Source organism: Phaeobacter sp. (assembly GCF_022825805.1).
In the GTDB taxonomy this organism is placed as follows: Bacteria; Pseudomonadota; Alphaproteobacteria; order Rhodobacterales; family Rhodobacteraceae; genus Phaeobacter.
Genome location: NZ_JAJDWC010000063.1, coordinates 1 through 26133, shown reverse-complemented (window position 1 = coordinate 26133; position 26133 = coordinate 1). Strand labels below are relative to the sequence as shown.

At 57.2% G+C, this 26133-nt stretch carries 27 protein-coding genes and 1 pseudogene; 12 read left to right on the top strand and 16 right to left on the bottom strand.

Going from position 1 to position 26133, the window contains the following annotated elements; translation table 11 throughout:
• Positions 1–3 precede the first annotated feature (3 nt).
• From flgC to Q0C28_RS06710, 8 genes are read left to right on the top strand one after another with little or no spacing between them, the layout of a single operon-like run.
• Positions 4–396 (top strand): flagellar basal body rod protein FlgC, encoded by a 393-nt coding sequence (flgC, locus tag Q0C28_RS06745; protein ID WP_293574050.1) that lies wholly within the window; start codon positions 4–6, stop codon positions 394–396.
• A gap of 39 nt (positions 397–435) precedes the next feature.
• The gene (fliE, locus tag Q0C28_RS06740; protein WP_293574048.1) at positions 436–732 is read left to right on the top strand and encodes a flagellar hook-basal body complex protein FliE; all 297 of its coding nucleotides are present in this window, start codon (positions 436–438) and stop codon (positions 730–732) included.
• 3 nt (positions 733–735) lie between these two features.
• On the top strand, positions 736–1008 hold the full coding sequence (locus tag Q0C28_RS06735; RefSeq protein ID WP_293574046.1) for a flagellar biosynthetic protein FliQ: 273 nt from the start codon (positions 736–738) through the stop codon (positions 1006–1008).
• On the top strand, positions 1008–1727 hold the full coding sequence (locus Q0C28_RS06730; protein ID WP_293574044.1) for a flagellar hook-basal body complex protein: 720 nt from the start codon (positions 1008–1010) through the stop codon (positions 1725–1727). The genes Q0C28_RS06735 and Q0C28_RS06730 overlap by 1 nt, the downstream gene beginning before the upstream one ends.
• Positions 1728–1737: 10 nt before the next feature.
• Positions 1738–2523: a flagellar basal-body rod protein FlgG gene (gene flgG / locus Q0C28_RS06725; RefSeq protein ID WP_293574042.1), complete on the top strand. Its 786-nt coding sequence runs from the start codon at positions 1738–1740 to the stop codon at positions 2521–2523.
• Positions 2523–2939 (top strand): flagellar basal body P-ring formation chaperone FlgA, encoded by a 417-nt coding sequence (gene flgA, locus Q0C28_RS06720; RefSeq protein WP_293574040.1) that lies wholly within the window; start codon positions 2523–2525, stop codon positions 2937–2939. The genes flgG and flgA overlap by 1 nt, the downstream gene beginning before the upstream one ends.
• On the top strand, positions 2939–3679 hold the full coding sequence (gene flgH, locus Q0C28_RS06715; protein ID WP_293574038.1) for a flagellar basal body L-ring protein FlgH: 741 nt from the start codon (positions 2939–2941) through the stop codon (positions 3677–3679). The genes flgA and flgH overlap by 1 nt, the downstream gene beginning before the upstream one ends.
• A gap of 9 nt (positions 3680–3688) precedes the next feature.
• Entirely contained in the window at positions 3689–4189 is a 501-nt protein-coding gene (locus tag Q0C28_RS06710; protein WP_293574036.1) for a flagellar basal body-associated FliL family protein, read from the top strand.
• A 191-nt stretch (positions 4190–4380) separates the two neighbouring features.
• Here the strand turns inward: Q0C28_RS06710 and Q0C28_RS06705 are convergent, their stop codons facing one another.
• The 10 genes from Q0C28_RS06705 to Q0C28_RS06660 all read right to left on the bottom strand — a co-directional run bounded on the left by Q0C28_RS06705 (position 4381) and on the right by Q0C28_RS06660 (position 14884).
• Entirely contained in the window at positions 4381–4782 is a 402-nt protein-coding gene (locus Q0C28_RS06705) for a hypothetical protein (protein WP_293574034.1), read from the bottom strand.
• A complete protein-coding gene (locus Q0C28_RS06700; RefSeq protein ID WP_293574032.1) occupies positions 4782–5867 on the bottom strand; it encodes a flagellar biosynthesis protein FlhB in 1086 nt (361 codons plus the stop codon). The genes Q0C28_RS06705 and Q0C28_RS06700 overlap by 1 nt, the downstream gene beginning before the upstream one ends.
• Positions 5864–6643 carry a flagellar biosynthetic protein FliR gene (locus tag Q0C28_RS06695; protein ID WP_293574030.1) on the bottom strand — a complete coding sequence of 260 codons (780 nt, stop codon included), beginning with the start codon at positions 6641–6643 and terminating at the stop codon, positions 5864–5866. Before Q0C28_RS06695 ends, Q0C28_RS06700 begins: the two co-directional genes overlap by 4 nt.
• The gene (gene flhA / locus Q0C28_RS06690) at positions 6640–8733 is read right to left on the bottom strand and encodes a flagellar biosynthesis protein FlhA (protein ID WP_293574028.1); all 2094 of its coding nucleotides are present in this window, start codon (positions 8731–8733) and stop codon (positions 6640–6642) included. Before flhA ends, Q0C28_RS06695 begins: the two co-directional genes overlap by 4 nt.
• A 12-nt stretch (positions 8734–8745) precedes the next feature.
• On the bottom strand, positions 8746–9543 hold the full coding sequence (locus Q0C28_RS06685; protein WP_293574026.1) for a transglycosylase SLT domain-containing protein: 798 nt from the start codon (positions 9541–9543) through the stop codon (positions 8746–8748).
• A gap of 158 nt (positions 9544–9701) precedes the next feature.
• The gene (locus Q0C28_RS06680; RefSeq protein WP_293574025.1) at positions 9702–12317 is read right to left on the bottom strand and encodes a hypothetical protein; all 2616 of its coding nucleotides are present in this window, start codon (positions 12315–12317) and stop codon (positions 9702–9704) included.
• Positions 12314–13183 (bottom strand): flagellar motor stator protein MotA, encoded by an 870-nt coding sequence (motA, locus tag Q0C28_RS06675; RefSeq protein ID WP_293574023.1) that lies wholly within the window; start codon positions 13181–13183, stop codon positions 12314–12316. The genes Q0C28_RS06680 and motA overlap by 4 nt, the downstream gene beginning before the upstream one ends.
• 76 nt (positions 13184–13259) lie before the next feature.
• A complete protein-coding gene (locus Q0C28_RS06670) occupies positions 13260–13904 on the bottom strand; it encodes a hypothetical protein (RefSeq protein ID WP_293574021.1) in 645 nt (214 codons plus the stop codon).
• Complete coding sequence (locus tag Q0C28_RS06665) at positions 13904–14350, bottom strand: hypothetical protein (protein ID WP_293574019.1); 447 nt, start codon at positions 14348–14350, stop codon at positions 13904–13906. The genes Q0C28_RS06670 and Q0C28_RS06665 overlap by 1 nt, the downstream gene beginning before the upstream one ends.
• A 9-nt stretch (positions 14351–14359) precedes the next feature.
• Positions 14360–14884: a flagellar basal body-associated FliL family protein gene (locus Q0C28_RS06660; RefSeq protein ID WP_293574077.1), complete on the bottom strand. Its 525-nt coding sequence runs from the start codon at positions 14882–14884 to the stop codon at positions 14360–14362.
• Between the two features lie 118 nt (positions 14885–15002).
• Here Q0C28_RS06660 and fliF point away from each other — a divergent pair, with 118 nt between their 5' ends.
• From fliF to fliP, 4 genes are read left to right on the top strand one after another with little or no spacing between them, the layout of a single operon-like run.
• Positions 15003–16679 (top strand): flagellar basal-body MS-ring/collar protein FliF, encoded by a 1677-nt coding sequence (fliF, locus tag Q0C28_RS06655; RefSeq protein WP_293574017.1) that lies wholly within the window; start codon positions 15003–15005, stop codon positions 16677–16679.
• Positions 16679–17275, top strand: coding sequence for an ABC transporter ATP-binding protein (locus tag Q0C28_RS06650; RefSeq protein WP_293574015.1), 597 nt, complete (start codon positions 16679–16681; stop codon positions 17273–17275). Before fliF ends, Q0C28_RS06650 begins: the two co-directional genes overlap by 1 nt.
• Entirely contained in the window at positions 17268–17564 is a 297-nt protein-coding gene (locus Q0C28_RS06645) for a FliM/FliN family flagellar motor C-terminal domain-containing protein (RefSeq protein ID WP_293574013.1), read from the top strand. The genes Q0C28_RS06650 and Q0C28_RS06645 overlap by 8 nt, the downstream gene beginning before the upstream one ends.
• A complete protein-coding gene (gene fliP / locus Q0C28_RS06640) occupies positions 17561–18304 on the top strand; it encodes a flagellar type III secretion system pore protein FliP (RefSeq protein WP_293574011.1) in 744 nt (247 codons plus the stop codon). Before Q0C28_RS06645 ends, fliP begins: the two co-directional genes overlap by 4 nt.
• 512 nt (positions 18305–18816) lie before the next feature.
• Here fliP and Q0C28_RS06635 read toward each other — a convergent pair.
• The 6 genes and pseudogenes from Q0C28_RS06635 to Q0C28_RS06610 form a co-directional block, all read right to left on the bottom strand.
• Entirely contained in the window at positions 18817–19920 is a 1104-nt protein-coding gene (locus Q0C28_RS06635) for a flagellar basal body P-ring protein FlgI (RefSeq protein WP_293574009.1), read from the bottom strand.
• The gene (locus tag Q0C28_RS06630; RefSeq protein WP_293574007.1) at positions 19920–20924 is read right to left on the bottom strand and encodes a flagellin; all 1005 of its coding nucleotides are present in this window, start codon (positions 20922–20924) and stop codon (positions 19920–19922) included. Before Q0C28_RS06630 ends, Q0C28_RS06635 begins: the two co-directional genes overlap by 1 nt.
• A 3-nt stretch (positions 20925–20927) precedes the next feature.
• Positions 20928–22376: a flagellar hook-associated protein FlgK gene (gene flgK, locus Q0C28_RS06625; protein ID WP_293574005.1), complete on the bottom strand. Its 1449-nt coding sequence runs from the start codon at positions 22374–22376 to the stop codon at positions 20928–20930.
• Positions 22377–22424: 48 nt separating this feature from the next.
• Positions 22425–23747 carry a flagellar hook protein FlgE gene (locus tag Q0C28_RS06620; protein WP_293574003.1) on the bottom strand — a complete coding sequence of 441 codons (1323 nt, stop codon included), beginning with the start codon at positions 23745–23747 and terminating at the stop codon, positions 22425–22427.
• Between the two features lie 103 nt (positions 23748–23850).
• On the bottom strand, positions 23851–24687 hold the full coding sequence (locus Q0C28_RS06615) for a flagellar motor protein MotB (protein ID WP_293574001.1): 837 nt from the start codon (positions 24685–24687) through the stop codon (positions 23851–23853).
• A gap of 155 nt (positions 24688–24842) precedes the next feature.
• Positions 24843–25955: pseudogene (locus Q0C28_RS06610) on the bottom strand (AMP-binding protein); the annotation flags it as partial.
• Positions 25956–26133 lie beyond the last annotated feature (178 nt).

Below are 26133 nucleotides of genomic sequence, written 5' to 3'. Positions count from 1 at the left end.
ATCATGAGCGAGTTTTCCAAATCCCTCTCCATTTCCGCAAGCGCGCTGCAGGCACAATCCACCCGTTTGCGCCATGTATCTGAAAACATCTCGAACGCTGATACGCCCGGTTATCGCCGCAAAACAGTTCCGTTCGAAGCGGTGCGTGATCTGAGCGCGGATGTTGAAAAAGTCCGCGTTGGGCCTGTGCGCCTGGATCGATCCGATCTCGAAGAAATCTATGACCCCTCTCATCCTCTTGCGGATGACAGCGGGCACTACGACGGATCAAACGTCGATCTGATGATCGAGATCGCCGACGCGCGAGAAGCACAGCGCAGCTATGAGGCGAACCTGAAAATGTTCGAGCAAGGGCGGCAGATGTCGTCGTCTCTGATGGACCTTTTGCGCCGCTAACCCTGATTCAATAACTTCATAATTTCCTGGAGATCCAGAATGGATATTCGCAGTCTTTCCGCCACTTCCGGCTATGCCGCCGCTCGGCCAGCCACCAAGGTTGACCCTGATCACGCCCCAAACACACCAGGTGCGCGCATCAAAGCCAGCTTTGACGAGTTCAACGCAACATTGCAGCGCAGCGAACAGGTTTCTGTGACCGCGATGACCGGCAATGGCGACCCTCACGCACTGGTTCAGGCGCTGGCGCAGACCGAACTGGCGGTGGAGACCGCGGTGACCGTGCGCAACAAAGTGGTCGAAGCCTATCAAGAAATCCTGCGGATGCCTGTGTAAGCCATGCTGAGTGAAGGCATCTTCTACGACACGCTGCGGCAGGCTCTTTGGGCGGCCGTTACGATGTCGACCCCGATCCTGCTGGTTGCACTGGTGGTGGGTCTCAGCATCGGCCTGTTTCAGGCACTGACGTCCATTCAGGAAATGACCCTGACCTTTGTGCCAAAGCTGGCGGCCATCGTTGTCGTATTTTGGATGACCATGGGTTTCATGACACAAACCCTGGTTTCGTTCTTTGACGGGCATGTTGTGCCCCTGATCGCTGGAGGTTTGTAATGGGAACCACTGGATACACCACGCTGTCACGACAGACCGGGCTGATGCGCGAAATGCGCGTGGTTGCAAACAACATCGCAAATGCTGCGACCACGGGGTATCGCTCTGAGGGGCTGATTTTTTCGGAATTCATCCAATCTGCGCCGGGACAGGAATCACTGTCGATGGCGCGCGCCAATATCCGAAACACATCGATGGAACAGGGCCAGCTGACCCAATCGGGCGGCGATCTTGACCTGGCGATTGAAGGCGACGGCTTTTTTCTGGTCGAAACACCAGCGGGTGAGCGGCTGAGCCGTTCTGGCGCGTTTTCTACCAATGCTGCTGGCGATCTGGTCACCATGGATGGCCATCGTGTTCTGGATGCGGGCCGCGCGCCGGTGTTCATTCCGGGTGATGCGCAATCGATCAAGTTTGGCGCCGATGGCACTCTGAGCGCGGATGGTCGTGCACTTGGTCAAATTGGTGTTTTTCAGGCCGCCGAAGGCACTCAGCTGATCCGCGAAGACGGTGTCATGTTCCGTGCCGAAGGTGAGATCGAAGTCGCAGGCGACGCCCGTATCCTGCAGGGTTTTCTAGAGGGATCCAACGTTAACGCGATCTCGGAAGTGGCCCGAATGGTGGAAATTCAACGCGCCTATGAAATGGGCCAGAGTTTCCTCGAAACCGAAGACAAACGCATTCGCGACGCTGTCAAGAATCTGCTGAAATCGACCTAGGAGTACGCACATGCGAGCCCTCAAGATTGCTGCCACCGGTATGTCTGCGCAACAGCTGCGCGTGGAAACCATTTCCAACAACCTCGCGAATATGAACACCACGGGCTACAATGCGCGTCGTGCTGAATTCGCCGATCTTCACTACCAGCAGGTGACCCGTGCCGGTACGGTGAATGCCTCTGATGGGACGGTCCTGCCAACCGGGGTGCAGGTGGGTCTGGGTGTGCGCGCTTCGGCCATCTCCATCCATTTGGCACAGGGTGCGTTGCGCCAGACTGGCAACGATCTGGATGTTGCCATCGACGGCAAAGGCTATCTGGAAGTCACCTTGCCATCGGGTCAGTCCGCCTACAGCCGCGATGGCTCTTTGAAACGCTCCGCTGAGGGGCTGATCGTGACCTCCGATGGCTTCACTGTTTCGCCAGATATCACCATTCCGGCTGATGCCCGCAATGTGTCCATCAATGCGGATGGCGAAGTCTACGCCTATTTTGACGAAACCGCCGAAGGGCAGCTGATGGGACAGCTGACGCTGGCTGGCTTTTCCAACCCCAAAGGTTTGGAAGCGCTGGGCAGCAACCTGTTTGTTGAAACCGAAGCATCCGGAGCCGCAACAGTGGCAGCGCCTGGTGAAAACGGTCTTGGCACTCTGCGTCAGGGGTATCTCGAAGACAGCTCTGTCGATGCGGTCCGCGAAGTTACTGAACTGATCGAGGCCCAGCGGGGCTACGAAATGAACGCCAAAGTCATCTCGGCTGTTGACCAGATGATGGGTGCCACAACTCAGGTGCGCTAATGAAACGGATCCTCGCCATATTGATGTTAATTTGCGCCCAGCCCGCCTGGGCCGACATCCTGGTGCCCGTGCGCACCATTCGGGCCAAAGAAATCGTCACGGCCGAGGATCTGGCTATCAAACAGGCCGAAGTGCTTGGCGCGCTTTCCGATCCTGCCGAGGTTATCGGCAAAGAAGCGCGGGTTGCGCTCTATGTCGGCCGCCCGGTGCGCGCCGGTGATGTCGGGCCACCTGCAATTGTTGAACGCAATGATCTGGTGACCATTCGGTTTCGCCAGGGCGGGCTGATCATTCTGACCGAAGGGCGCTCGCTTGGGCGTGGTGCCGACGGCGAAGTTATCCGCGTCATGAACCTGTCATCCCGCACCACTGTCAGCGGTCGCATTGCGCCTGACGGAACAGTCGAGGTAAATTAATGAAACCCAAATTCTATTCAGCCAAAACAGCTTTGCTGGGTGTGATCCTGCTCAGTGCGTGTGGACGTGTCGATCACTTGGGCAAACCACCAAGTTTCACACCCGCCAATGAAACACCTGAACATGTTGCGATGCTGTTTCAGGGATTGCCAGTGAACACCCAAAATCAGCGACCCGTTGATCAGGCGTCTTTGTGGAGCGGCTCTCGCCAGTCCTTACTGGGGGATCGCCGTGCCACCAAGAAAGGCGATATCCTGACTGTTGTCATTGAGATCGATGAACAGGCAGAGATCTCCAATGACACCAATCGTTCGCGCTCTGGCAGTGAAACGCTGAACATGCCGCAGCTGCTGGGTCTGCCGCAGCGGCTTGACCGTCAATTGCCTGCAGGCTCGACCTCTGCGAATGCGATTGACCTGGGCAGCAGCAGCAGCTCTGGTGGCAAAGGGTCGGTCAAGCGCAGCGAAAAACTGGAGCTGAAGATTGCAGCAACCGTCGTGGATGTCCTGCCCAATGGGGTTTTGGCCATCAGCGGCACGCAGGAGTTGCGCGTCAATTTTGAACTGCGCGAACTGTTGGTGACCGGCTATGTGCGGCCCGATGACATCAGCCGCCAAAACGAAATCACCTACGACAAGATTGCATCTGCGCGTGTGTCCTATGGTGGCCGCGGTCAGATCACCGATGTTCAACAACCTCGTTACGGCCAGCAAGTTCTGGACGTCATTCTCCCATTCTAAGGCCAGATCATGCTTTCTAAATTATTGCCAGTGATCCTGCTCATTGTCGGCACCGCCGGCGGAATTGGTGCGGGTATCGCGCTCGCCCCTGCTCCGGAAGAAACCGCTGAGGCGCCCGAAGGCGGCGCAGAAAAACCCGAAAAGGCGGAGGAGGAAGAAAAGGATCCCTCCGAGCCCGAAGAGCCAACCCGCGAGTTCGTCAAGATGACCAGTCAGTTTGTGGTGCCGGTCGTCGAGCGTGAGGAACTGTCGTCGCTTGTTGTTGTGTCACTCAGCCTGGAAACCGATATCGGTATGACCGAAAAGGTCCACGCCTATGAGCCCAAGCTGCGCGACATGTTCCTACAAGTCCTGTTTGATCACGCAAACATGGGTGGATTTGCCGGGGCTTTCACCAGATCCGATATGCTGACGCCCCTGCGCACCGCCTTGCGCGAAGCGGCGCAGAAAGAGCTGGGCAAAGGTGTGCATGACGTCTTGATTGTGGAAATGACGCGCCAAGACGTCTGAGCCATCATACCAAAATCGCCCCATCAGAAAGCCGTCTGCTGCGCGCAGGCGGCTTTTCTTTTATCCGCTATGTCCGGCGTGTTGGTGGGGGTGTTGCAGCGAAATGCTGACAGCAATCAGGTACAAAAAACGCACCCCAATGTGGTAGGGCGCGTGGTTGTGGTTGTGGGTGTGTGCTGTGCCCCCGGAAATTACTCGAGGTTCATCAGTCTATTGTGCTGTTTTAGGGCCGTTGCTTTTTTGCTGGCGCTGCGCTGGTTCTGGGCCATCGTTTCCACTGCATGTTTGCGGCCGAATGCCTTGCGCAACCCATCCATCGCACGCAGTTTCCGCGCCGTGACCTGGGCCAGTTCCATGTTCAGTTGCCGCCTGGTTTTGCTATGCCATCCCTGCCACAACAAATCCGCGCCGAGCGCTTTCATCGCGAGATCGTCATGAGCCTGGTCGCGGGTTTCTTTTACCTGACGGTCCAGTTTGCTCAACTGGCCGCGCAGATGCGCCTCTGCGTCCAGGATTGGTTTGACCTTGGCATGCTCTCGCAAATACATCGCTTCGGTCACGCTCGCCATTTGATCCAGCATCTTTTGTTTCATCAGATCATGCCCTTCGCCTTCTGACGCATTTTCTCTGCAAACTGGATGGCCGCGGCCACAGGTGCATAGTGTTCTTCGTGGATTTCCTGGCCAATCTCGATCGCAGCATGGAGCGCACGGGCTGTTGGCGGATCGCTGTGAATGGGAATGCCGTGCTCGTTGGCTTTTTCCCGGATCAGGGCTGCCACTTCGTCGACACCCTTTGCGATACAGACAGGCGCCTGACCAGGCTCGCGATCCCATTTCAGCGCAACCGCATAATGGGTTGGGTTCACGATTACCACATCCGCTTTGGGCACATCCTGCACCCCTGCGCTCATGGCGATTTCATGACCCTTCTGCTTACGCGCGCCTTTCATGTGCGGATCGCCTTCAGAGTCTTTCATCTCGTCCATGATCTCTTTGCGTGACATCATGTTTTTGCGAACGAAATCAGCTTGCTGGAAGGCGGCGTCAATCACTCCGACGGCCAAAGCCACAATCAGCGCCAGCACCATGAATTCCGTTGCCAACTGGCCCATCATTTGCACAACGATAAAGGCGCCGGTTGCCGAAGAGGCAATCATGTCGGGCAGCCGGTAGGACAGGTATAGCCCCATGCACACTGAAAACAGGATGAGTTTGGCGGTGCTTTTGCCAAATTCAAACAGCCCGGTGATCCCGAATTTATTCTTGGCATTCGAAAGGATCGAAATGCGGGACATCTTTGGTTCGATCTTGGAGGGGGCAACCACAAAGGCTTTTTGTGCAATGATCGACAAGACCACAGCAGCCATCGGGACAATGAACAGGGGCATCAGCGACCCAAAGACACCCCTGATGACACCCCCGCTGGGAGGAGTTGCGTTGTCGGCAAAGAATAGATCAGCTAGCCTGTCGGGTTGATCCAGAAAGGTCATCATCAGTGTGCCGAACTCTCGTACCATGCCATCGCCCACGGCATAAAGCGCAATGATCAGCCCTAGATAGGCCGCAGCAACCGACAGGTCCGTTGATTTTGGAACGTCGCCTTTCTCTCGCGCTTTGCGAATTTTTTCTGGCGTCGGTTCATATGACTTGTCGGTATCGTCGTCCTGCCCGCTCATTGCATCCCCTCGCCGGGATTTGCAAAAAAGCTGAGCAAAGCCATGCTCCAGACTTCAAGGATGACTGGGCTTGCGACCATCAGAATGGCCAGCGCGCCTAATGTCACAACAGGGGCGCCGACAAAAGCGACCATCAGCTGTGGCATGGCACGGTTGATGACCCCCAAGGTCAGATTGTAGATCAACGCCCCGATCAGGAAGGGCGCGGCCAGAGCGAAGGCGAGCGAGAAGGCCCGCGATACGCGATGAACGCCCCAGTTGGACAGGCTTGATGCATCCGGAAACTCGCCCACCGGAAACATGTCGTAGGAGTAGATCATAAATTCAGCGGCACGCACGTGCACGCCCAACATCACCGCCAGTGCGAGGCCAGAAATCAACAGGACGGCACCCACTGCGGGCATCGGTTCGGCCCCAATACCGCCCAGCACCTGGGCCAGGGAAGTGGATTGCGCGGCAATTGTTCCAGCCGTCTGCAGCGCGTGCACAAACATCCGTATGGCAACGCCAAGCGCCAGACCAACGATGGCTTCGCTCACCGCGAGACCGGCGTAGGCCACAGGTCCACTGGGCGCGGGCAAAAGCGGAATTGCAGGGGCCACGACGAAGGTAAAGGCCACTGCAATTGCCAATTTCACACGGGCCGGGACATATTGCTCGCCAAAGGCGGGCAGCATTGCGACCATGGCCGACACCCGAAGGAAAATGATGGCACCATGCCAGAAACCTGCCCCCAGAAAGGTGACAAGTTCCGGAGGCAGGAAATCCAGGTTCATGCGGGCACCATACCCACCAGGGCTGGCCGCGCCTCAAGACCGATTTCTTCAAATGACAGCACCGGATTCATGATACCGCGAGATTTGAGGATCGTCCTCAGATACCGGCGGCGCCGGGTCGATGTGACGACCGCTGCAAACACGCCCTGTTCTGTTGTGGTGTTCAACCTGTCGCTCAAACCTTCGGCGAGCTGATTGAATTTATCCGGTGGCAGGGCGATGTCGACTGCGCCGCCTTGGGCATCGATCTGGTAGGTGGCAAATGTTTCTTCCCACTCCGGGGCCAGCTGGATCAGCGGGATTGTGCCATCTTCACGTTTCATCTCCCCGACCAGCTGGAAGCCGAGACGTTGGCGGACATATTCGCAAATCACCTCGGGTTGGGTGGCATGCAAACGGGCCTCAGCCACGGTTTCGAGGATCAGCGGCATGTTGCGGATCGACACTCGCTCTTCAAGCAGCAAGCGCAGCACGGCGTGCAGAGTGTCGATTGGAACCTTATCCGGCACCAGCTCGTCCAGCAGCTTGCGGTTGGCTTCGGCACGGAAATCATCCGTCAATTCGGTCATCTCGTTCAGCAAACGGCGCAGGGACTTCAGCGTCAGCAGACGCGGGAAGTTCTGTTTGATAACCTCCAACAGATGCGTGGCAAGGATCTCCGGTGCCGTCACAATGGTCGCGCCTGACAGCGCTGCGGTTTCCTGATTGCTGGCTGCAATCCAGCGCGCGGGCGCGCCATAGACCGGCTCCGTCACATCGGTGCCGGGCGGCAATGCGGAATGATTGTCCGGCATCAGCGCCAGAACCATGTCGGGATGCAAAATGCCGCGGACCTGTTCAACACCTTGGACCTTGATCACATAAGTCCCAGTCATCAATTCCGGTTCGTCGGTCAGCCGGATTTCCGGCAGTATCAAACCAAAGGTTGTGGCAACGTGGGTCCGCATGTTGGCAATCCGCGCATCCAACCCGGTTCCCGCATCCAGCACCATGCTGACGAGATCGGGCGCAAATTCCAGATGCAGATCGTCGAGATCAAGGATATCGCCAAGAGCCTTGGATTCTTTGGGCTCCATCACCTCTTCGATCTGCTCTTCGATTTCGGCCTCTTCGCGGTCCCTGGTGTTTTTGCTCATCCGATAGGCGGTGTAGCCCAACACGCCGCCGCCCACGATGAAGGGCAGGAACGGCAGACCTGGCACCAGCGCGAACAGGATCATCAAAACTGCAACAGTACCAAGAGCGGCCGGGTGTTTGCCGAGCTGGTCCGACAGAGCGGTGTCGGTTGCGCCGGTGGCACCGCCACGCGCCAGCAACAAAGCCGCTGCAATGGAAATGATGACCGACGGGATCTGAGAGACGAGACCATCACCAACCGTCAAAATCGCATAGGTTTCAAAGGCAGACCCTACTGGCATACCATGCACCAGCACGCCCATGATCAGACCCATGATGAGGTTCAGCAGGGTGATCAACAGCCCGGCAACAGCGTCGCCTTTAACGAACTTCGATGCACCGTCCAAGGACCCGAAGAAGGTCGTTTCGCGGGATTCAGCTTCGCGGCGTTCGCGGGCGGTGGCGTGGTCGATCGCCCCGGCTGCCATATCGCTGTCGATGGCCAGCTGTTTGCCTGGCATACCGTCCAGAGCAAAACGGGCTCCAACCTCGGCCATGCGGGCGGCGCCTTTGGTGATGACCATAAAGTTCACGATCAACAGAACACCGAAGACCACAAGACCAAGGAACACACTGCCACCCATGACAAACTGCGCGAAGCCTTCGATCACGCCGCCTGCTGCGTCCGTGCCGGTGTGGCCTTGGCCGATGATCAGTTTCGTAGACGACACGTTCAGCGAGAGCCGCAGCATCAGTGACGCCAGAAGGATGGTTGGGAACGATGAAAAATCCAACGGGCGCTCAATGAAGAGCGTGATGGTAAAAATCAAAATGGCCAGACCAAACGAGGCGGCCAGGCCGATATCCAACACCCATGCGGGCATTGGCAGGATCATCATCACGATGATCGCCATCAAGGCGAGAGCCAGCAGAACCGTTGGGCTGAACAGTTTTTGCATGTCGAAGTTTTGCACGAAAGTCTGCCTTTACTTGAATACGATCAAGGCTTGCGCCGATGAGCCGCCACCCGTCAGCGGCACCAGTGATCCCATACGGGCGGTGCCCTGCGAAACGAGTGGCGCAGGATTGTGAAGATTGACGAGCGGCTGCGGTGCCGAGAATGTTGCCTGGCGGCGCGACGGGGTGATGGGCAGCGATTGGGGCAGAGTGTCAGCCGGGTCCAACTGGGCCAGCACGCGATCAAACCGCGCCTTGTAGCGATTGGCAAAGGTCGGCGTACGTGAGTGATAAGCGCCCGCCGCTAAGGACCAATCCCCGAATTCGCCGTGCAGATCGCGCAGAAAACGCGCCGCATACTGGGCGTTTGCGAGGGGATCAAACATTTGATCAATCGAATCGAACGCTTTGCCATGCCATCTGAAATTGATCTGAAAACACCCGACATCAAAGCTGCGGGCACCGCGTTTGAAATGAGAAAACACATAGGCTCGTGCTTCGTCTTCTGTTTCAAACCACTTGCCAGCGCCTTCCATATTGACGGTCCAGGGCCAGGGCTGCAGCCCCTGTTTGCCCCCACGGCCCGTTTCGGTACGTGTGATGGCGCGCAAAACATCCAACGGCACGCCCTGATCACGAGAGGCCCGCTGTGCCGCAAGATCGCAAAGAGCGGCCACCTGTGGTGCCTTCGCTGTCGCAGACGTTGGTGATACGACTAATAGCGCCACCAGAAATCCGATGACGCCTGCCAGCCCGTTTGCTGGTCTGCGGAAACGATGGGCGAGCGCATACGCCCCGCGTTTGAAAAAATGATTCTGTTTCGGCATTCTGCCTGTCCAAATGAGGATTCACCCTGTCTCAAACCTAAGTCGAGAGCGTTGACAAAGGGTTATCATCATAAGGAAGGGGCCACCGAAGATGACCCCCCTAATTGTCTGTCGGCTGGGGGAATTATCTGAAAACCCAGCGGATTGTTTGAATGAAACTAGGACCCGTCGTCAGAGGCGGTAGCGTCGGTCGTCACGCGGTTCAGCAGATCCGCAATACCACCACGGGTGCCTTCGCTGCTTTCTACCAGGGCGCGTGCATGCGCCAAAGGTGGAAGGCCTGTTGGTTCCTTGGCAGTTTCGCGGATCTGGTCGGTCACATCTGCGACTTGTCCAAATCTTTCTGCCGTAGCGGGGTCAATTCCCTCTGGAATGTCGCCACCTTCTGCATGCCAGAACCCACGGGTCGCGGCATCGGTATCTTCGTCCAGGAGAAATTCACCAGCACGGGCGAATTCTCCATTCAGCCAGAGCGCTTCGGCGCGGAGGCGGTTGGCTTCGGATCCGCTCAACCCCATCAATTCAACCAATGCTGCTTGTGGTGTTTCCATTGCCAGTGCTGCCCGTGCCAGCGCAAGCCGCCGACCCGTGTTTTCTGGCTCCATCGGCATCTTTTGCAGCAATGCTTGTGCCTGTTGTGCAAACCCCAGCTGCAGCAGTCGATCAGCGACCAGATCGCCCAGCGGGGCAACTTCGTCCGAGGTGCTATTGGCGGCAAAGACCAATGCATACTGAAGGAAGGTCACATCATCCGCGCGCTCCGTCAGCAATGTCATCAACGGTACGGTCACGGCTGTTCTCGCAGCTTCGCCATCATGCCGTTCCAACGACTGCAGTTCAGAAAACGCCTCGTGATACTGCCCGGTCAGCGCAAGTGCCGTCACGACCGCAGAGCGCAAATCAGCACCGAGCTCGGAATCGCGGTTTTCTACTTCATAAGACGCAGCAAGATCCGGAACATCGGGAGACAGCGCTTTGCGTTCATCGTAGCTGAGGGTAATCAATTCAATCAGTGCTTTCGGTGCGTTTTGCGTTCGCTCCGCCACCTCTTCGGTCAATTCTTCAGCGACGACCTCGACATTGCCCTCAAGCCGGGCGACCTCGGCCTCTGCCAGGTTCAGATCGGGGACGTTTTCGGCGCCAATACGATCCACGGAGCGGAGCGCTGCACTGGCGAGATGCGGATCGCCCGCTTTTGCAAACAGAGTGGTCAGCCGCGGTCCAACCTGCAGCCGCAGGTGGGGCGGCAATTTTGCAAAGGCTTGCTGGATGGCATCTGTCTTGGCCTGTTTGCGGATCGATCCGTCTGCCAGCGCAGCCCAGAAGGCAACATCGCTGTCACAAACCTGCTGACCTGCAAAAACATGATTGATGTCCATTGTTTGACCATCAAGGATTGCACCCATAGCCGCCAGGATTTCGCCTTCGTCCTGCTCCACTGCGCCGCGCGGCAACATGTTCAAAATCGCCTGTGCCTCTGCGCCAAACCCAAAGTAGAGATAGGCGCGGGCCAACCGCAGCACAGACGACAGGTCCACATCGTCAAATTCGCGGACCAGCTCTGCCCTCAGTGGCGGGATCTGCTCCGCGAATGGCTGGTCGGTTCCCCAATTGTGAACCGCAACCTGATAGCCTGGCATACAGTGGTTTGATTCCGATTTTAGCCCCATCTGCCGTGCAAAAAGACCGCTTTCGCGATCCACCGAAGAGGTGACCGCAATCTGATCAAGCGGGTCCAGCGGCCTGTCTGCCAGACCAAGCGGATCCAGCAGCCGTCCCTGATCGCGCAACTCTACCCCGGTCAGATCCAACAGGCCCTGATTGGTGGCACGGCCGATCTGCTGCAGCAGGCGGTCCTGCGATGCGTTGACGGTTGCGGCTCTTTCATTTTCTTCGAGATCAAGCAGAAGATCACTGCCAATTTCAACGGCTGTTGTTGGCCCCCGCGGCAATTCAACCTCGGGATCAGCAACCGGGGCTTCTGCGATCTCTGCGGGATTGGAAACGGGGTCTGTTACTGGCTCTTCCTCTGACAAGAGCGTCAGGTCGAGCCCAGGCATATTGGGGCTGAGTGGCAGGCGTATACCATCCAACATGTCGGCCGTCGCTGCATCAGCAGCCTCCGCCACATCGGCAAGTTGCGGGGTCGGCACTGCTTCTGGCTCTGTGGCGATATCCACCTGCGGGGCGTTTTGACTTGTGGCCACAGGCTCTGGCGTCGAAATCGTGGGCGTCAGAGCGCGCTGGTCCGCCATCAGGCGCGGCAGGCTGAGCGCGGAGCGTGCATCTGGCGCCGCTGCGACAGGCAGATTGAACCGATAGCCGCCCGTGGTGACCGGTACATTGGCACCGACGCCAACGGGTTGACCGGTCTGCAGATCCGGCAGAGCACGCGAAGCCTGCTGCGAATTGTCGGGCGGGTCCTGGATGTCGACCACAAGGAAGCCGTCATTTTCGATGAATGTGCTCAGATCACAGTCACAGCCCAATTGCAGCTGCAAGGGCTGGCCTGGACCTGTCTGACTGGCGGAGCGGAGCCGCGTGCGCGGGATCAGATCAAAAATCCGACTGGTGTCAAAAATCAGGCCAGGCTGGTCAACCGACAAACGTGCCGTGGTGCCAGATTGATCAAGAGACCAGTTCGTACCCGTTGGCAGCCGCATGACAAGACGCGAAAATCCTTCGTGCTCGCCGGATTGCGGCACCACCGTCTGGGCGCTTGCCGCCGTAGCGCCGAGCGCCAGAAGAACAGGGGCAAGGGTTCGCCACATCATGCTGCGTCCTGTTTCACCGATTTGAGTGCCTCTTCCAGCTCGGAGAAGCCGGGGCGAATGTGGGATGGGGTGTTCTGGCGGCCAACCTCGATACAGATTGCAGCAGCATGGTTGTGCAGATTTGCGACCAGAACCTCACGGATCAACGAATAGAAATGGCCATCTTCTTCGGTGACAGCCTTCACTTTTGCCGCGAAGGGGCCGACGAGTGCATAGGCCAGGAAAACGCCAAGGAATGTACCGACAAGCGCGCCACCGATCAATTTACCCAGAACTTCTGGCGGCTGATCGATCGAGCCCATGGTTTTAATAATGCCCAAAACCGCCGCAACAATCCCAAGAGCGGGCAAGCCGTCCGCCAGCGTTTGCAAGGCATGGCTGGAATGCATCGCATGGTGCAGGTTGGCTTCGATTCGCTTTTCCAGCACTTCTTCGACCTGGTGGGGATCGTCATAGTTCATCGATGCGGAGCGCATGGTATCGCAAATCAGGTTGACCGCTTCTTTGTCTGCCAGGATCTTGGGATATCGGTTAAACACGGACGAGTTTTCCGCATCCTCGATATGCTGTTCGACCTCCACCGGATTGGCGCGGGCGATCCGAATGAGGGAAAACAACAGACACAGGAGGTCGCGGTAATCATCCGGCTTCCATTTCGGGCCTTTGAACACCTTTCCAACATCTTTCAGGGCGTGTTTCACACCACCGGCATCGTTGCTGATCAGGAACGCGCCGACACCGGCACCACCGATCATCATGAATTCAAATGGCAACGCCTTGATGATGATTTCCATCTTACCGCCGGCGAGCAGATACCCGCCGAACACCATGACAAAAACAACCACGATGCCTACAATACCGAGCATAGGTGTACTCCGAATTTCATTTGTTTCTACAAGTTTAGGCGATTCACGTTAAGAAAGCCTGAGGAGTAGGGGCGGTCTATTCCTTCGGAACAGATCCGTTGCGACCGGCCAGCACCACGCTGATGGTATAGGCTGCTTGCGGGCTGAGACCGGCCATAATACCTGCCGCAGCATCCGGGCGCATCCGAGCCAGAAAACCAGCGGCAAATGCGGGATCCATCTCTTCGAACAGAGCGGCCGATTCTTTCGGTTTCATCTGTTCATAGACAGTGGTCAGGCGCGTAAGATCCGCCTCCGTGGCGCCATCCGCCAGCGCAAGGGTCGAGCGCAGCTCCTCTTCGGCCATTTCCAACGCCACCAGCTTCTGTTCGATTGCATCATCGGCAATCTCCAGCGCTTTCATGCGGTCTTCGATTTCGGCCTCGCGGGCTGCGAGTGTGGCTTCACGCTCTTTGAATGCGGCAAGCATATTCTGCAGTTCTGCCGAAGATGGCATCGATTGCCCACGCAGAGCCCCTTCGGCAGGGGTTTTGGCTCCGTCTTCTTCTTGCAGGCCTGCGACTTCCCGCGCGATTGCGGGACCTGCTTCCAGGCCAAGTCGCACCGCCGCGGATCCAATCAGCAACAGCGCCAACATGAACAAGGCACTGCTGCGGCCACGTGACGGGCGCTTCGCTTTGCCTGGTTTTTGCTGCGGAGTAGATTTTGCTGCTTTGGCCATTACGCAACCCGATCCTTGGAGCGATTGTGACGCACGAACATCAATCCAGCTGGCTTCGCCGAATCTTCTTCGGGCTTCGCTTCGTAGGCGGCGGCCAAAGCGTCGTTTTCTTCGGTCTGCGCTGGTGCTTCGACCTGCGGTTCGGGTGCAGGCACCGGTACATCCGGCATGTCATGCATGGACGCCATCATCAGCTCCAGCCGCTGCGCCACAGATTCGGCGCGTCCAGTCAGTTGATCCAGCGCTTTGCTGGAGCCATCAGACACCTGACGTGCTGCCAGCAGTGATTTATTCAGGTCATCCACCTGGGCAGAGAGCACCGCAACAGCGCCACCCACACCTTTTTCCAAGTCATTGAATTTCTTGAGCCGCCGTGACAGCACAAGGCAATAAAATCCTGCGCCCATAGCACCGGCCGCCAGCAGGATATCTGCAATCAGTTCCATCCCGATCTCCTAGTTTAGTACGAAGTCCATAATCAGCAGATCCCGCACCCGGCCCTGACCGGCTGCTATGTTGATCCGCCGCAGCATCTGTGCGCGCAATTTCGGCAGAGCCATCGGATCGGTCAGATCTTCCAGCTCAAGGGCCCTGAGATAGCTGTTGAGAACGTCTACAATTCTGGGGAGGATTTTTTCGACTTCTGCCTGATGGGCAACGTCGACCTCCAACTGGGATCGGAACCGCAGATGTTGCAATCCACTTGCTTTGCGCAAGGAGATGATGATCGGTTCCATTTCGATAAAGGCAAGATTGGCGATATCTTCCGCCGACTCACCATTGTCCACGCCTTCTGGCGCCACTTCGGTCGATTCTTCCCCTTCTGGGGCCGCGCTCTGACCAAAGGGAAGAAGGCCTGACTGGACAGCGAAAAATCCCCCTCCGGCACCAGCAAGTGCAAGAACAACCCCAATAATAAGGGGCATCTTGCTCTTCTTGGCCGGGGCGTCCTGTTCTGTGTCTACTACAGCGTCTGTCATGACTATCCCTAATTCGTCGTGCAGCACCTTCATAACTTGCGGACACTAACCGAATGTTAAGGGCAATCCGTCAAAAGGGATTCACATCGGACAGAATGCCGGTGCTACGGAGGTTAATGTGCAGCAGATCAAGAATGTCTGGGCAGGTTTGGACACGCGAAAACGCCTGATTACCGTGGGAGCCACGGTGATCGTGATTCTCAGCGTCCTGGCGATGTCCCGTGTGGCGAATACGCCCACGATGCAACTGTTATACGCTGGGCTGGAAAGCGGCTCGGCTGGGGATGTGGTGCGAGCGCTTGAACAGCGCGGCACCCAATATGAAGTCCGTGGTGGGTCGATTTATGTGCCAGCCACGGTCCGCGATGAACTGCGGATGACACTGGCAAGCGAAGGATTGCCAGCAAATGGAGGTCGCGGCTACGAACTGCTCGATTCGCTGAGCGGGTTTGGTACCACCTCGCAGATGTTTGACGCCGCATATTGGCGCGCCAAAGAAGGTGAACTGGCGCGCACTATCGTAGCGAGCCCGCATGTTTCGCAGGCGCGCGTCCACATCGCAAACACTGGATCAAATCCATTTCAACGCACCGCAGAGCCAACCGCATCCGTGTCTGTTGTGCCGCTGGGTTCGCCCATCACACCGCCGCAGGCCAATGCCATCCGGTTTCTGGTGTCGTCTGCGGTGACAGGACTGTCCGTTGATAATGTTGCGGTGATTGATGCCAACGGCGCGTTGATCGGCTCCCCTGATGCTGCCGCAGCAGCAGGGGCTGGGACAGACGACCGGTCGCAATCGATCCGTGAACGGGTGATGCGCCTTGTCGAAGCGCGCGTTGGGCATGGCAATGCCGTGGTCGAGGTCAGCGTCGAAACTGTGACGGATACGGAATCGATCCGCGAAAAACGCGTCGATCCTGAAAGCCGTGTGGCAATCAGCACCGATGTGGAAGAACGGGCTGATTCTTCGCAGAACCAATCCGGCGAGGTGACCGTTGCATCCAATATCCCAGATGGTGATGCGGCGTCCGGCGATGGGTCAAAAGCCAGCACCAGCGCCACCCGTGAACGCGTAAACTATGAAATCTCCGAAACCGAAAAAGAGATCCTGCGCGGTCCAGGTGCGATCAAACGTCTGACCGTTGCGGTCCTGATCAATGGTGTGGCCACCACAGATGCCAATGGTGAAACGGTGATGGCACCTCGGTCCGAAGAAGAGCTGGGCGCGCTGCGGGAACTGATTTCAGCAGCAGTTGGCTTTAGCGAAGAGCGCGGTGACGTGATCACGTTGAAGTCGATGGAACTGCCCACAATCGAACCGCAAGGCACCGTGGCCACCACGTCGATCTTCGACAACATCTATCTGGATGCCATGTCGCTGATCCAGATGGCGGCTCTGGCCTTGGTATCGCTTGTACTGGGTCTGTTTGTGATCCGCCCGATTCTGTCTAACCAGGCCAGCGTACCTGCGCTGGGCGCGCCGGAGGGCGATGCCATGGGTGGTGATCTGCCTGCGCTCGGCGGTGGCGGGTTTATGGCAAACCCCGATTTGGGCGCGAACCTGGCACTTGATGGTGAAATCCAGGACGGCGGCGGTTTGCCCGCGATCGGCGGCGGCATGGGTGGCGGCATGGGAATGGGCATGGGTGACATGGGGGGCATGGGTGATCTTCCTGCTCTCGGTGGTGCCGATGAGAACCCTGTCGACCGACTGCGATCCATGATCGGCGACCGACAGGAAGAAACTGTCCAGATCCTGCGTGGCTGGTTGGAAGAAAATGAGGAGAGAGCCTGATGACTATTGCCCATCTTCTTGAGGATTTTGCCAGCGACACGCCGGTTCTGGCAGTGCCAGAAATCAGCGAAGCGCAGATCGAAGAGCAGAAACTCGCCTCTTACGAAACCGGCTACAGTGCGGGTTGGGACGATGCGGTCACCGCAAAGGACAAGGAGGTCACCAATGTGTCCTCCGAGCTCGCCAACTCTCTCGAGGATCTCAGTTTCACGTTCCTCGAGGCCCAGAGCCAGCTGCTCGAATCGCTCGATCCGATGTTCAAGGTTCTGACCAGCGCAGTTCTGCCGGATACGATGGCGGCCAGCTTTGGCCATCACATTGTCGATCAGCTCAATGATATGGCAAAGGTCCAGGCGGATCAGCCTATCAATATCGTCGTCTCTCCCGGAGAGGGGGCCGCGGTACGGGCGTTGCTGACGCGCAATTTTTCGGTTCCTGTCAAAGTTTGCGAAGATGTCGGGCTGAGCGCGGGGCAGGCCTACCTGCAGATCGGTAGCTCAGAACGCGAAATCAACAGCGGCGCTCTGATCGAGTCCATCACAGACTCGATCAAGGCCTTCTCCCAACATGTGATTGAGGACAGCAAATATGGATAACCCTGCCGAAATGAACAAGAAATCCCAAGATGGCGGTAACCCATTTGTATCCGTTCCAGTAGAGGTTGTGGTCTCTGTTGGGAAAGCACGACCGTTGATCCGCGATCTGGTCAACCTTGGCGAAAATGCCATTCTGACGCTCGATAAACGTGTCGAAGATCCTGTGGATCTTTACGTTGGCGACCGGTTGGTTGCGCGCGGCCAACTGGAGGAAATGGAGGGCGAGCAGGCTGGTCAATTGTCTGTTCGGCTGACGGAAATCGCCGATCTGCAAAGCGGGCTGGGATGACACGCAGTTTTTCACTTGTTTTGGCCGTTGCCAGCCTGGCTTTGCTGGCAACGGCGCATCCGGCCGCGGCACAAGATCTGAGCTTATCACTGGGCGACGGCAATTCACTGTCGGCGCGATCGATTCAGCTGATCATCTTGATTACGGTTCTGAGCCTTGCGCCCGGGCTGTTGATCATGATCACCTGCTTTCCGTTCCTGGTGACCGTGCTTTCGATTGTGCGCCAGGGCATCGGGTTGCAGCAGGCGCCGCCAAACATGCTGATGATCAGTCTGGCGTTGTTCCTGACCTACTTTGTGATGGAGCCGGTTTTTACCGAAGCCTGGAACACCGGGATCAATCCGTTCATCGAAGAACAGGTGGATGTTGAAACTGGCATGACCCTCGCCTTGCAGCCGTTCCGTGAGTTTATGGCAGCGCGGCTCGATCCCGACACATTCTATGCCATCGCGGATCTGCGGCCGGGTACAGCGGGAATTGACCCAACAGCGGACGCACCCCTTTCGGCGCTGGTGTCCAGCTTCATCCTGTCGGAAATTGCTCGGGCGTTTCAGGTTGGGTTTCTGGTGTTTTTACCCTTCCTGGTGATCGATCTTGTTGTCGCGGCCGTTTTGATGTCGATGGGTATGATGATGGTTCCACCTGCGGTGGTGTCCCTGCCGTTTAAACTGGCGTTCTTTGTGGTTGCCGATGGCTGGAGCCTGATCGCCACAGCTCTGGTTCGGAGCTATTACCCCTAAAAGGTTTGCCATCTTTAATGCGATGAACCCGAGTGGCGTTGTCCACTCGGGTTTTTTGTGTCGACACCAGTGCAGGGTCTGATCGAGTTTACTGTAGCGGCCAAACAAGAGGTCTCCCCTGCGTTTGCGGCCGGATCATTCCAATGGCGCTCCAAGGTCAAACACACCCCCTAACCGTACATGCCAGGCTGTTCGTCCCGGTCATCTCTGCACAGCCTGTTTTGCGGCGCGGTGTATCATTGGGGATAACAGGGCCCAAGGTGCGCTTACTGCCATGGAGTGGTCCGGCCATGCGCGGGTGATCTGTAGGTTCGATCACTGGCATGGGGCACCGTCCGTTTCGCCAGGTGATCTATGTTGCTTGCCAAATAGCTGGTGGTAGTAGGCGAATTTTGCGCTGTCAGGATTGCGGGATGTCTCCCTGTGCATTGAACCTGCATAAAATGAAATGGCATGAAAAAACCCCGGCCTCGCAGGACCGGGGTTTCATGTTTGATCATCGGTGTTGGTGGTTATCTGACCACAAACTCAGCGTGCAAGGCACCAGCGGCCTTTAGGCTCTTGAGGATGTCGATCATATCGCGGGGTGATACGCCAAGCGCATTGAGCCCCGCGACGACCTCCGACAGTGTCGTCGTTTCTGGCACCTCGGCAAGCTGGATGCCCTCTTCCTCTTCGATGGCGGCGCCGGTGCGCGGCACGACGACGGTTTCTCCATCCGAGAATGGGTTTGGCTGGACAACAAGCGGCGTCTCTTCGATCCGGAGCGTCAGGTTGCCCTGGGCGACGGCAACACGAGAGATACGGACATCGCTGCCCATAACGATTGTGCCGGAACGCTGATCAACCACCACGCGGGCTTTGCGTTGCGGTTCCACGAGAATGTTTTCCATCCTTCCAACGGCGTGCGCAGTAGAGCGGGTGTTGGTGCGCTGCACATCCACCTCCACCGTTCCGGAATCGCGCATCAAGGCCACGTTGCGACCAAACTCAGCGTTGATTGCGGATTCAATCCGACCGGCTGTGGTGAAATCTGGTTCCCGCAGAGCCAGCCGCATAGAGGTGAGCGAAGAGAGATCGAATTCGATTTCGCGCTCCACTCGGGCACCGGACGGGATAACCCCGGCTGTTGGCACGCCCTGCGTAACAGAGGCTGCTTCGCCCTCCGCAACAGCGCCGCCCGCCAGGATGGTGCCTTGCGCAACCGCATAGATCTGCCCGTCAGCGGCGTTCAGAGGGGTCATAATCAACGTCCCACCCAGCAGGCTTTTGGAATCGCCAATGGCTGACACAGTCACATCGACTGTGCCACCAACCCGGGCAAATGGCGGTAATGTGGCCGTCACGAAAACGGCTGCCACGTTTTTGGGACGAAACTGCTCGCCTGTGACATTGACGCCCAAGCGTTCCAAAATGTTGGACATGATGTCTTCGGTAAACGGGGAGTTGCGCAGCCCGTCGCCGGTGCCATTCAACCCAACGACCAGACCGTAACCAACAAGGTCGTTGCCGCGCACACCATCAAATTCCACCAGATCTTTCAGTCGGATCGCATTGGCTTGCACCATGGCAGGCAGCAGCATGAGGGCCAGAACATAGCGTAGCATTCGCAGCATTACAGGAACCTCATCAATGACAGCTGTGAGGTCCGGGCGGTGACCGAAAACAGGCTCTCCAGTTGGAACTGTGCCTCTTCGAGACGGGTCGCAGTTTCATAAGGATCTGCCTGAACCAATTCGTTGAACACAATGCTCAAGCTGGTTTGTGCCGCGCCATTGCGGGTCGCAGTTTCCTCGATCCGGCCCTCGACAAAGCCAAGATCAGATTGCAGCTGCACCAGTTGATCCTGGCTTTCGCGCAGTTCCGATCCAGTCGTGCGCAGCAATTCGAATTTCACGTCCGAGGTAAGCGACAGGCCCGGTTCGTTGATCAGTGACGCGATGGCCAGGCTTTTGAGTGTTTGTTTGAAGGCCTCATCATCCGCGGTGAGGGAAACGGTCACTTGTTCGTTTGGACCAATGTTGACCGGATCCATCGGATCATCGGCGCCTTGGTACATCACCGCGTCGAAACCGGTGGGATCGTTGAACCAGTCTTCCACCGCCTGAACGATATCAGGTGCGGTGGAGAACGGTGTGACCTCTGTGACGAGGTTGGACATCAGTGTGTCAAAGCTTTCCAGCGGGGTGGTTTCTGTGTCTTTCCCGGCAAACAGGCTCCGCCCGGCGGCTTCACCGTTCAGGGCCCGGATCGATTCCGTCAGATACACGCGCGCCTGATTGGAGATTTGTTGTGATGTGTTGTCGTTCGGTGATGTCGTGACAGCGAAGATATCGCTGGTCAGGTTCACCACATTGTCGTGGATCAGAGTGATGTTGTTCTGAGCGGACGACGCAAACAATGCAGCCTCGTTGTTGGCGACCTGAAAGGACTCCAATCTGTTAAGGTTGCGTTCCACGTCGGAAAGATAGGTCAGGTCGCCGCCGAGCTTTTGCGTCAGCTGGGAGGTTTTGCCTGTGCTCAATTCTTGCGTCAGCGTGGAGATATTGCTTTTCAGATCAATCGACCGATTGCGCAGGAACAGGTGTTGGGCCATGTCGCCATAGGAGTTCAAGATCATCGATTACATCCTCAGCAGTGTGTCCATCAGTTCATCCACCACGGTGATCATCCGGGCGTTTGCCTGATAGACTTTTTCAATTACGAGCAAATTTTGCAGTTCAGCATCGCTGTCGACACCCTGTGCCAACTCACGCTGCTGCATTTCGGTGAAGGTTGCCGTCGTGAAGGCAACATCCTGTTCGGCGCTGTTTTTGCTTTGTGCAAAATGAGACAGCAGGTTGGCGCTGAGCGTGCTGGCATCTAGGTTCGCGGTGCCTAGGCCCACGGAGGAAACCAGCTGTTTCTGATCCAGTGCATCAGTGTAGCTGCGCAGCAGTGTGGCATCACCGGCATCACCAGGTGCGGCCGCATTCAATCCGTCCCGCAGTCGCCAGGTTTCGGCGTCGCCCTGCATGGCGACCCGGCTGTTCAGTTCGATACGGTTGGCGATGCCCACTGTGTTCGCGGGATCAAAGAACGCACCTTGATCGGTGAATAGACCAGGATCTGTGGCAGCCAATGTTGGGTCCACGGCCGGATCCTGAAACCGCTCAACCAGATCCTTGGCCATTGCGTCCAGGTCTTCCTGAGCCTCGACTGTCAGCACATCGCGAACTTCGAAATTCGCCGCCAATGTGCCGCCACGGATGGGGCCGTTGGGGCCGGTTGCCACGTCCAGACCGTTGATTTGCAGACCAGACAGAAGACCATTGTCGATGGTCATGTAAGGCAGGGTGTCCGCCTTGCCGTCAAAAGTCAGCTCTGCGGGTTGGCCATCCAAGAGCACGGCGCCACCTTCGGAAAAGATCGCCACTTGGCCGCGACCGCGATCCACCACTTTGACTGGGATGATCTGGTTCACTTCGTCGATCAGGATATCACGCTGATCGAGCAAAGAGGCAGAGTCAGATCCGGTGTTCAGGCTGATTGCGATCTTGGCGTTCAGTTTTTGGATTTTCTGAAGCGCCTCGTTCACGGTGTTGACCTGCACATCAATGGCGCGATCTGCACGGGTTCTTTCGTTGCGCAGACCCTCTGCAGCGTCTGAAATCGACCGGGCCAGCTCTTCGGCCTGGATGGACAAGTCATTGAGGCGTGGGCCGGAGTCCGGCCGGGAGATCGCCTCAATCAATGCGCTATCGAAATCCGTCAGACGCTGGGTGACCGAATAGGGATCATCGGCATTGCCGACCAATTCGGTCATCCTGCTGTAGAAATCTGACCTGACCTGGGACACCGCCATTTCAGAACTCGCGTTGCGCACGCTGGATTGCAGTGCGGGATCATGCACGCGGTTCACGCCCTCGACACGCACCCCGCTGAAGCCGTCCCCCGCGCTGGTCAGCGCGATGGTGCGGCGGGAGTATCCTGGCGTCAGGACATTCGACAGGTTTTCAGAAACGACGCCTGTCGAACGGCCAGCCGCCGTCAATCCGGTCATGGCGGAGTTGAGAGCACTTGTAATGGACATAGGTCAATCAGCTTTCAGAAGGTCTGTTTCAGAGGAATGGACGCGTTATCAGCGCTTGATGTTGGTCGTTTCCTGCAACATCTCGTCCACGGTCTGGATCACCTTCGCGTTCGATGAATAGGCCCGCTGGGTCTGGATCATATTGGTCAATTCACCCGCGACATCGGTTGCCGATTCCTCGCGTGCATAACCCAGAATATCGCCTGTTGGACCTTCACCTGCGTTCCACAGGAAGTAAGATCCACTTTCGCTGGATGGCATGTAGGTCTGGCGATCCATGGCGATCATGCCATTGGGGTTGGGCAGATCCACCAGCGGCACCTGATACACCACGCGGCTTACGCCGGTGTCATAGTTGGCGCGGACAAAACCGGCTTCGTCGATTTCAACACCGGTGAAGTTACCAACGGGTGCGCCATCTTTGGAAATGGATGCGGGTGCAAACGTATCCGACAGCTGTGTCAGGCCATTATCATCGCCGAGGGTGCCGATGTTGATTTCCATTGGACCACCCGCAACGTTCACGATGATGGAGCCTGTAGTTGGGTCATAGGCACCACCAGTGGTGGCGGTAACTGCATTCAGGGCACCACCAGATGTGCGGTTGTCATCAAAGGTCAGTGTGTATTCCCCAATCGGCGCCGCATCTGTCGCGGTGTCGGTGATGGTCATCGTCCATTCATTGGATTCACCAGTGGCCGGAACGGTTGGCGAAAATTCGATCTGCAGGCTCTCGGACTTGCCCAGGTTGTCGTAATATTCAATCGACAGATTTTCTGGTGTGCCAGCGGATGTGGATTCTGTTGCGGTCGCAGGCAGGTTCACGCCCAGAGACATTTCAGTCGTTGGCTCACCGGACAGTTTGTTCACGTTGAACTGTACAGGTTCGAGCCCGTCGGAAGTGTCGCGCGCATAGGGCGGGATGGTGCCATCAGATTGCGCGGGCCACCCCATCAGAACCAGACCGGATTCGGTGGTCAGGATACCGTCCGCATTGGTGCGGAAGGATGCCGTGGTGGTCAGCATCATCTGCGGATTGCTGGTGCCCAATTCCACTTCGGTGATGGAGGTCACAGGCAGCATGCCACGGCCACGAACCGCGAGATCGGTTGCATTATTGGTCGAGACAAGCGGCCCGCGTTCGTCAATCAAACGGGTGTTTGTCGTGCGAACGCCGCCTGCGGAATAGGTGCCGCCGGACGATCCCATGACCATGGAATGGAAATCGGTTTGGACGCGCTTGTAGCCCGCTGTCGAAGAATTCGCGATGTTATCTGAAATAGAAGCCAAGCGGCTGGCATTCGCGGTCAATCCGGACACGCCGGCATTAAGCGAAGAAGAAATAGTCATGGACACGCCTTTCTGCTGCATCGAATCTTTCTTGATGCAACAGCTAGCCGATGGGCCATTAACGGGCGGCTAACAGATAAAATTGTCTGCTCTGTTTGCCGCCCGGATTAGGGCTTTCCATGAATTATTTCCGCAAGAGGATGATTTCGATCCTGTTGTTGCGCGCCGCCATCGGGTTCCGATCGGTCAAATCCCTATCGGCATGTCCTGTCACCCGTTCAATGCGTTTGGAGGTTGTGCCACCCGCTTCGAGCATGACCCGTGTCATGTCGGCGCGATCATGGGACAGGCTCCAGACCGGATTGTCGGCCACAACCACCGGGTGGGAGCGCGTGTGCCCGCCAACTGCGATGTTGTTTTCAACCACCGATGTCACCCGGGCAACCATGGCCACAATGTCACGATACAGCAGCGTCGGTTCGGATGTGTCTTCTTTGAACAAGGGGGAGCCTTCGGTATCGAACAATTCAATGACCAAGCCCTCGTCGGTGACCCGCGTGATGATGTGGCGTGCCATTTCGGTCGAGACCATGCTCTCGCCACCGCGCCCTTTCAGTTCTTCTTCCAGCGCGCGGAATTGTTCGTCTGCTTTCTGGCGCTGATCAGATTGATCCACGCCAGTGTCACCACGCGCCTGCTGCGCGTCGACCGGATTGGCCGCAGACGCACCGGTGCCGTTGCGCACCTTCACCTGTTCAGAGAACATGCTGTCGCCGTTGAAGGCCCCGTTGCCGCCGCCGGATATCCGGCTCAGTGGGATAGACGGAGAGAAATAATCCGCCAGCCCTTTGCGTTGTTTTTCCGTCGTTGCGTTGAGCAGCCACATCAACATGAAGAAAGCCATCATCGCCGTCACGAAGTCCGCATATGCGACCTTCCAGGCACCACCGTGGTGACCATCGCCACCACCTGATTTCTTCTTCTTGATGATAATGGGCGCCACATTGCTCTGTGCGCTCATATCCACCACCTATTTTCACCCATTGATAGGGATATCAGGCTGTGTCTTAAGTGAGGCTTAACAGATAAATTTGTCTGGAGTTAAGACCTATGGCGCAGTGCTTTCATGGGACCAAAGCCCAACGGCGGTGCGGTCACAGGGCGCCCAAAGAGCCATCATTGGTCTGGCATCAGACAGCCGCCGTATGTATCGCGCAACTTTGTCTTCAAAACCTTACCTGTCCCACCAAGCGGCAGATCATCGACAAAGATCACCCTGTCGGGCACCTGCCATTTGGCGACCCGTCCGTCATAATGCGCCAGCAGCTCTTCCTCCGTCAGATCGGGATCGCTTGCAATCGCAAGCACTACAGGACGTTCGTCCCATTTCGGATGCTGGGCTGCGATGGCTGCTGCTTGGGCCACCTTTGGGTGGGACATTGCGATATCTTCCAACTCCACGGTCGAAATCCATTCGCCGCCGGATTTGATGATGTCTTTTGACCGGTCGCGGATGATCACATAGCCATCCTGGTCCAGGGTTGCGACATCTCCGGTGTCAAACCACCCATCCGGGGTGAGCGCTGTGGTCTCTGCGCGGAAGTATTGATCCACCACCCAGTGGCCCGAGATCTGCAGATTGCCCTGTGTCATGCCATCGCGTGGCCGAACGGTGCCGCTGTCATCGACAATCCGCAGGTCGACACCATATGGCGGGCGGCCCTGTCCCTCTCGCAGTTTGGCCTTGGCCGTATCATCCAGATCATCGTGTTTTTGTAACAGCTGGTTCAACGTGCCGAGGGGGCTCGTCTCGGTCATGCCCCATGCATGGATGAGATCAACACCGTATTTGTCGCGGAAGGTGGGGATCATCACCGTTGGCAGAGCCGAGCCTCCGACGATTGTGCGCTCCAGCGACTGCGCTGTTGCACCGGTTTCTTCCAGCCCTTTCAGGAGCCCCATCCAGATGGTCGGGACGCCCAACGCCAACGTTACTTTTTCTGCATCAATCAGCCGGGCCAAGCTGGCGCCATCAAGATGGGGGCCCGGCAGCACAAGCTTTGCGCCCACCGAAGCTGCGATGTACGGGGTGCCCCAGGCGTTCACGTGAAACATTGGCACCACGGCCAACACAGTGTCACGGGCGCGCAGCCCCATGCCGTCGGGCTGGTTGCCCCCTAGAGAATGCAGAACACTGGTGCGATGAGTGTATTCAACCCCTTTCGGATGTCCGGTGGTGCCGGAGGTGTAGCACAGGCTGGAAGCCGTGTTTTCATCCAGGTCCGGCCACTGGCTGAGCCCGGTTTCCGCGCGGATCAGTTCGTCATATACTTAGCGTCATCGAACTTCCGAGTTTTGATGAGTTGACGTCATGCGTGAAAACGGTTCAGTTAGGCTCATGATCCGCCCCGGTTTTCTTACCCCTTCAGAGCGTCGAGAGCTTGAGGCTTGCGTGCGCAGTCATCGC

Coding starts and splice junctions, on each gene's coding strand:
- Q0C28_RS06730 (WP_293574044.1), top strand. CDS start 1,008: ATGGGAACCACTGGATACACCACGCTGTCACGACAGACCGGGCTGATG.
- Q0C28_RS06615 (WP_293574001.1), bottom strand. CDS start 24,687: ATGAGCGCACAGAGCAATGTGGCGCCCATTATCATCAAGAAGAAGAAA.
- Q0C28_RS06710 (WP_293574036.1), top strand. CDS start 3,689: ATGCTTTCTAAATTATTGCCAGTGATCCTGCTCATTGTCGGCACCGCC.
- Q0C28_RS06705 (WP_293574034.1), bottom strand. CDS start 4,782: ATGAAACAAAAGATGCTGGATCAAATGGCGAGCGTGACCGAAGCGATG.
- Q0C28_RS06670 (WP_293574021.1), bottom strand. CDS start 13,904: ATGGCCAAAGCAGCAAAATCTACTCCGCAGCAAAAACCAGGCAAAGCG.
- Q0C28_RS06650 (WP_293574015.1), top strand. CDS start 16,679: ATGACTATTGCCCATCTTCTTGAGGATTTTGCCAGCGACACGCCGGTT.
- Q0C28_RS06700 (WP_293574032.1), bottom strand. CDS start 5,867: ATGAGCGGGCAGGACGACGATACCGACAAGTCATATGAACCGACGCCA.
- Q0C28_RS06630 (WP_293574007.1), bottom strand. CDS start 20,924: ATGATCTTGAACTCCTATGGCGACATGGCCCAACACCTGTTCCTGCGC.
- flgA (WP_293574040.1), top strand. CDS start 2,523: ATGAAACGGATCCTCGCCATATTGATGTTAATTTGCGCCCAGCCCGCC.
- Q0C28_RS06695 (WP_293574030.1), bottom strand. CDS start 6,643: ATGAACCTGGATTTCCTGCCTCCGGAACTTGTCACCTTTCTGGGGGCA.
- flgK (WP_293574005.1), bottom strand. CDS start 22,376: ATGTCCATTACAAGTGCTCTCAACTCCGCCATGACCGGATTGACGGCG.
- Q0C28_RS06645 (WP_293574013.1), top strand. CDS start 17,268: ATGGATAACCCTGCCGAAATGAACAAGAAATCCCAAGATGGCGGTAAC.
- fliP (WP_293574011.1), top strand. CDS start 17,561: ATGACACGCAGTTTTTCACTTGTTTTGGCCGTTGCCAGCCTGGCTTTG.
- Q0C28_RS06660 (WP_293574077.1), bottom strand. CDS start 14,884: ATGACAGACGCTGTAGTAGACACAGAACAGGACGCCCCGGCCAAGAAG.
- Q0C28_RS06635 (WP_293574009.1), bottom strand. CDS start 19,920: ATGCTGCGAATGCTACGCTATGTTCTGGCCCTCATGCTGCTGCCTGCC.
- Q0C28_RS06665 (WP_293574019.1), bottom strand. CDS start 14,350: ATGGAACTGATTGCAGATATCCTGCTGGCGGCCGGTGCTATGGGCGCA.
- flgC (WP_293574050.1), top strand. CDS start 4: ATGAGCGAGTTTTCCAAATCCCTCTCCATTTCCGCAAGCGCGCTGCAG.
- Q0C28_RS06620 (WP_293574003.1), bottom strand. CDS start 23,747: ATGCAGCAGAAAGGCGTGTCCATGACTATTTCTTCTTCGCTTAATGCC.
- flgG (WP_293574042.1), top strand. CDS start 1,738: ATGCGAGCCCTCAAGATTGCTGCCACCGGTATGTCTGCGCAACAGCTG.
- Q0C28_RS06685 (WP_293574026.1), bottom strand. CDS start 9,543: ATGCCGAAACAGAATCATTTTTTCAAACGCGGGGCGTATGCGCTCGCC.
- Q0C28_RS06735 (WP_293574046.1), top strand. CDS start 736: ATGCTGAGTGAAGGCATCTTCTACGACACGCTGCGGCAGGCTCTTTGG.
- fliE (WP_293574048.1), top strand. CDS start 436: ATGGATATTCGCAGTCTTTCCGCCACTTCCGGCTATGCCGCCGCTCGG.
- Q0C28_RS06680 (WP_293574025.1), bottom strand. CDS start 12,317: ATGATGTGGCGAACCCTTGCCCCTGTTCTTCTGGCGCTCGGCGCTACG.
- flgH (WP_293574038.1), top strand. CDS start 2,939: ATGAAACCCAAATTCTATTCAGCCAAAACAGCTTTGCTGGGTGTGATC.
- motA (WP_293574023.1), bottom strand. CDS start 13,183: ATGCTCGGTATTGTAGGCATCGTGGTTGTTTTTGTCATGGTGTTCGGC.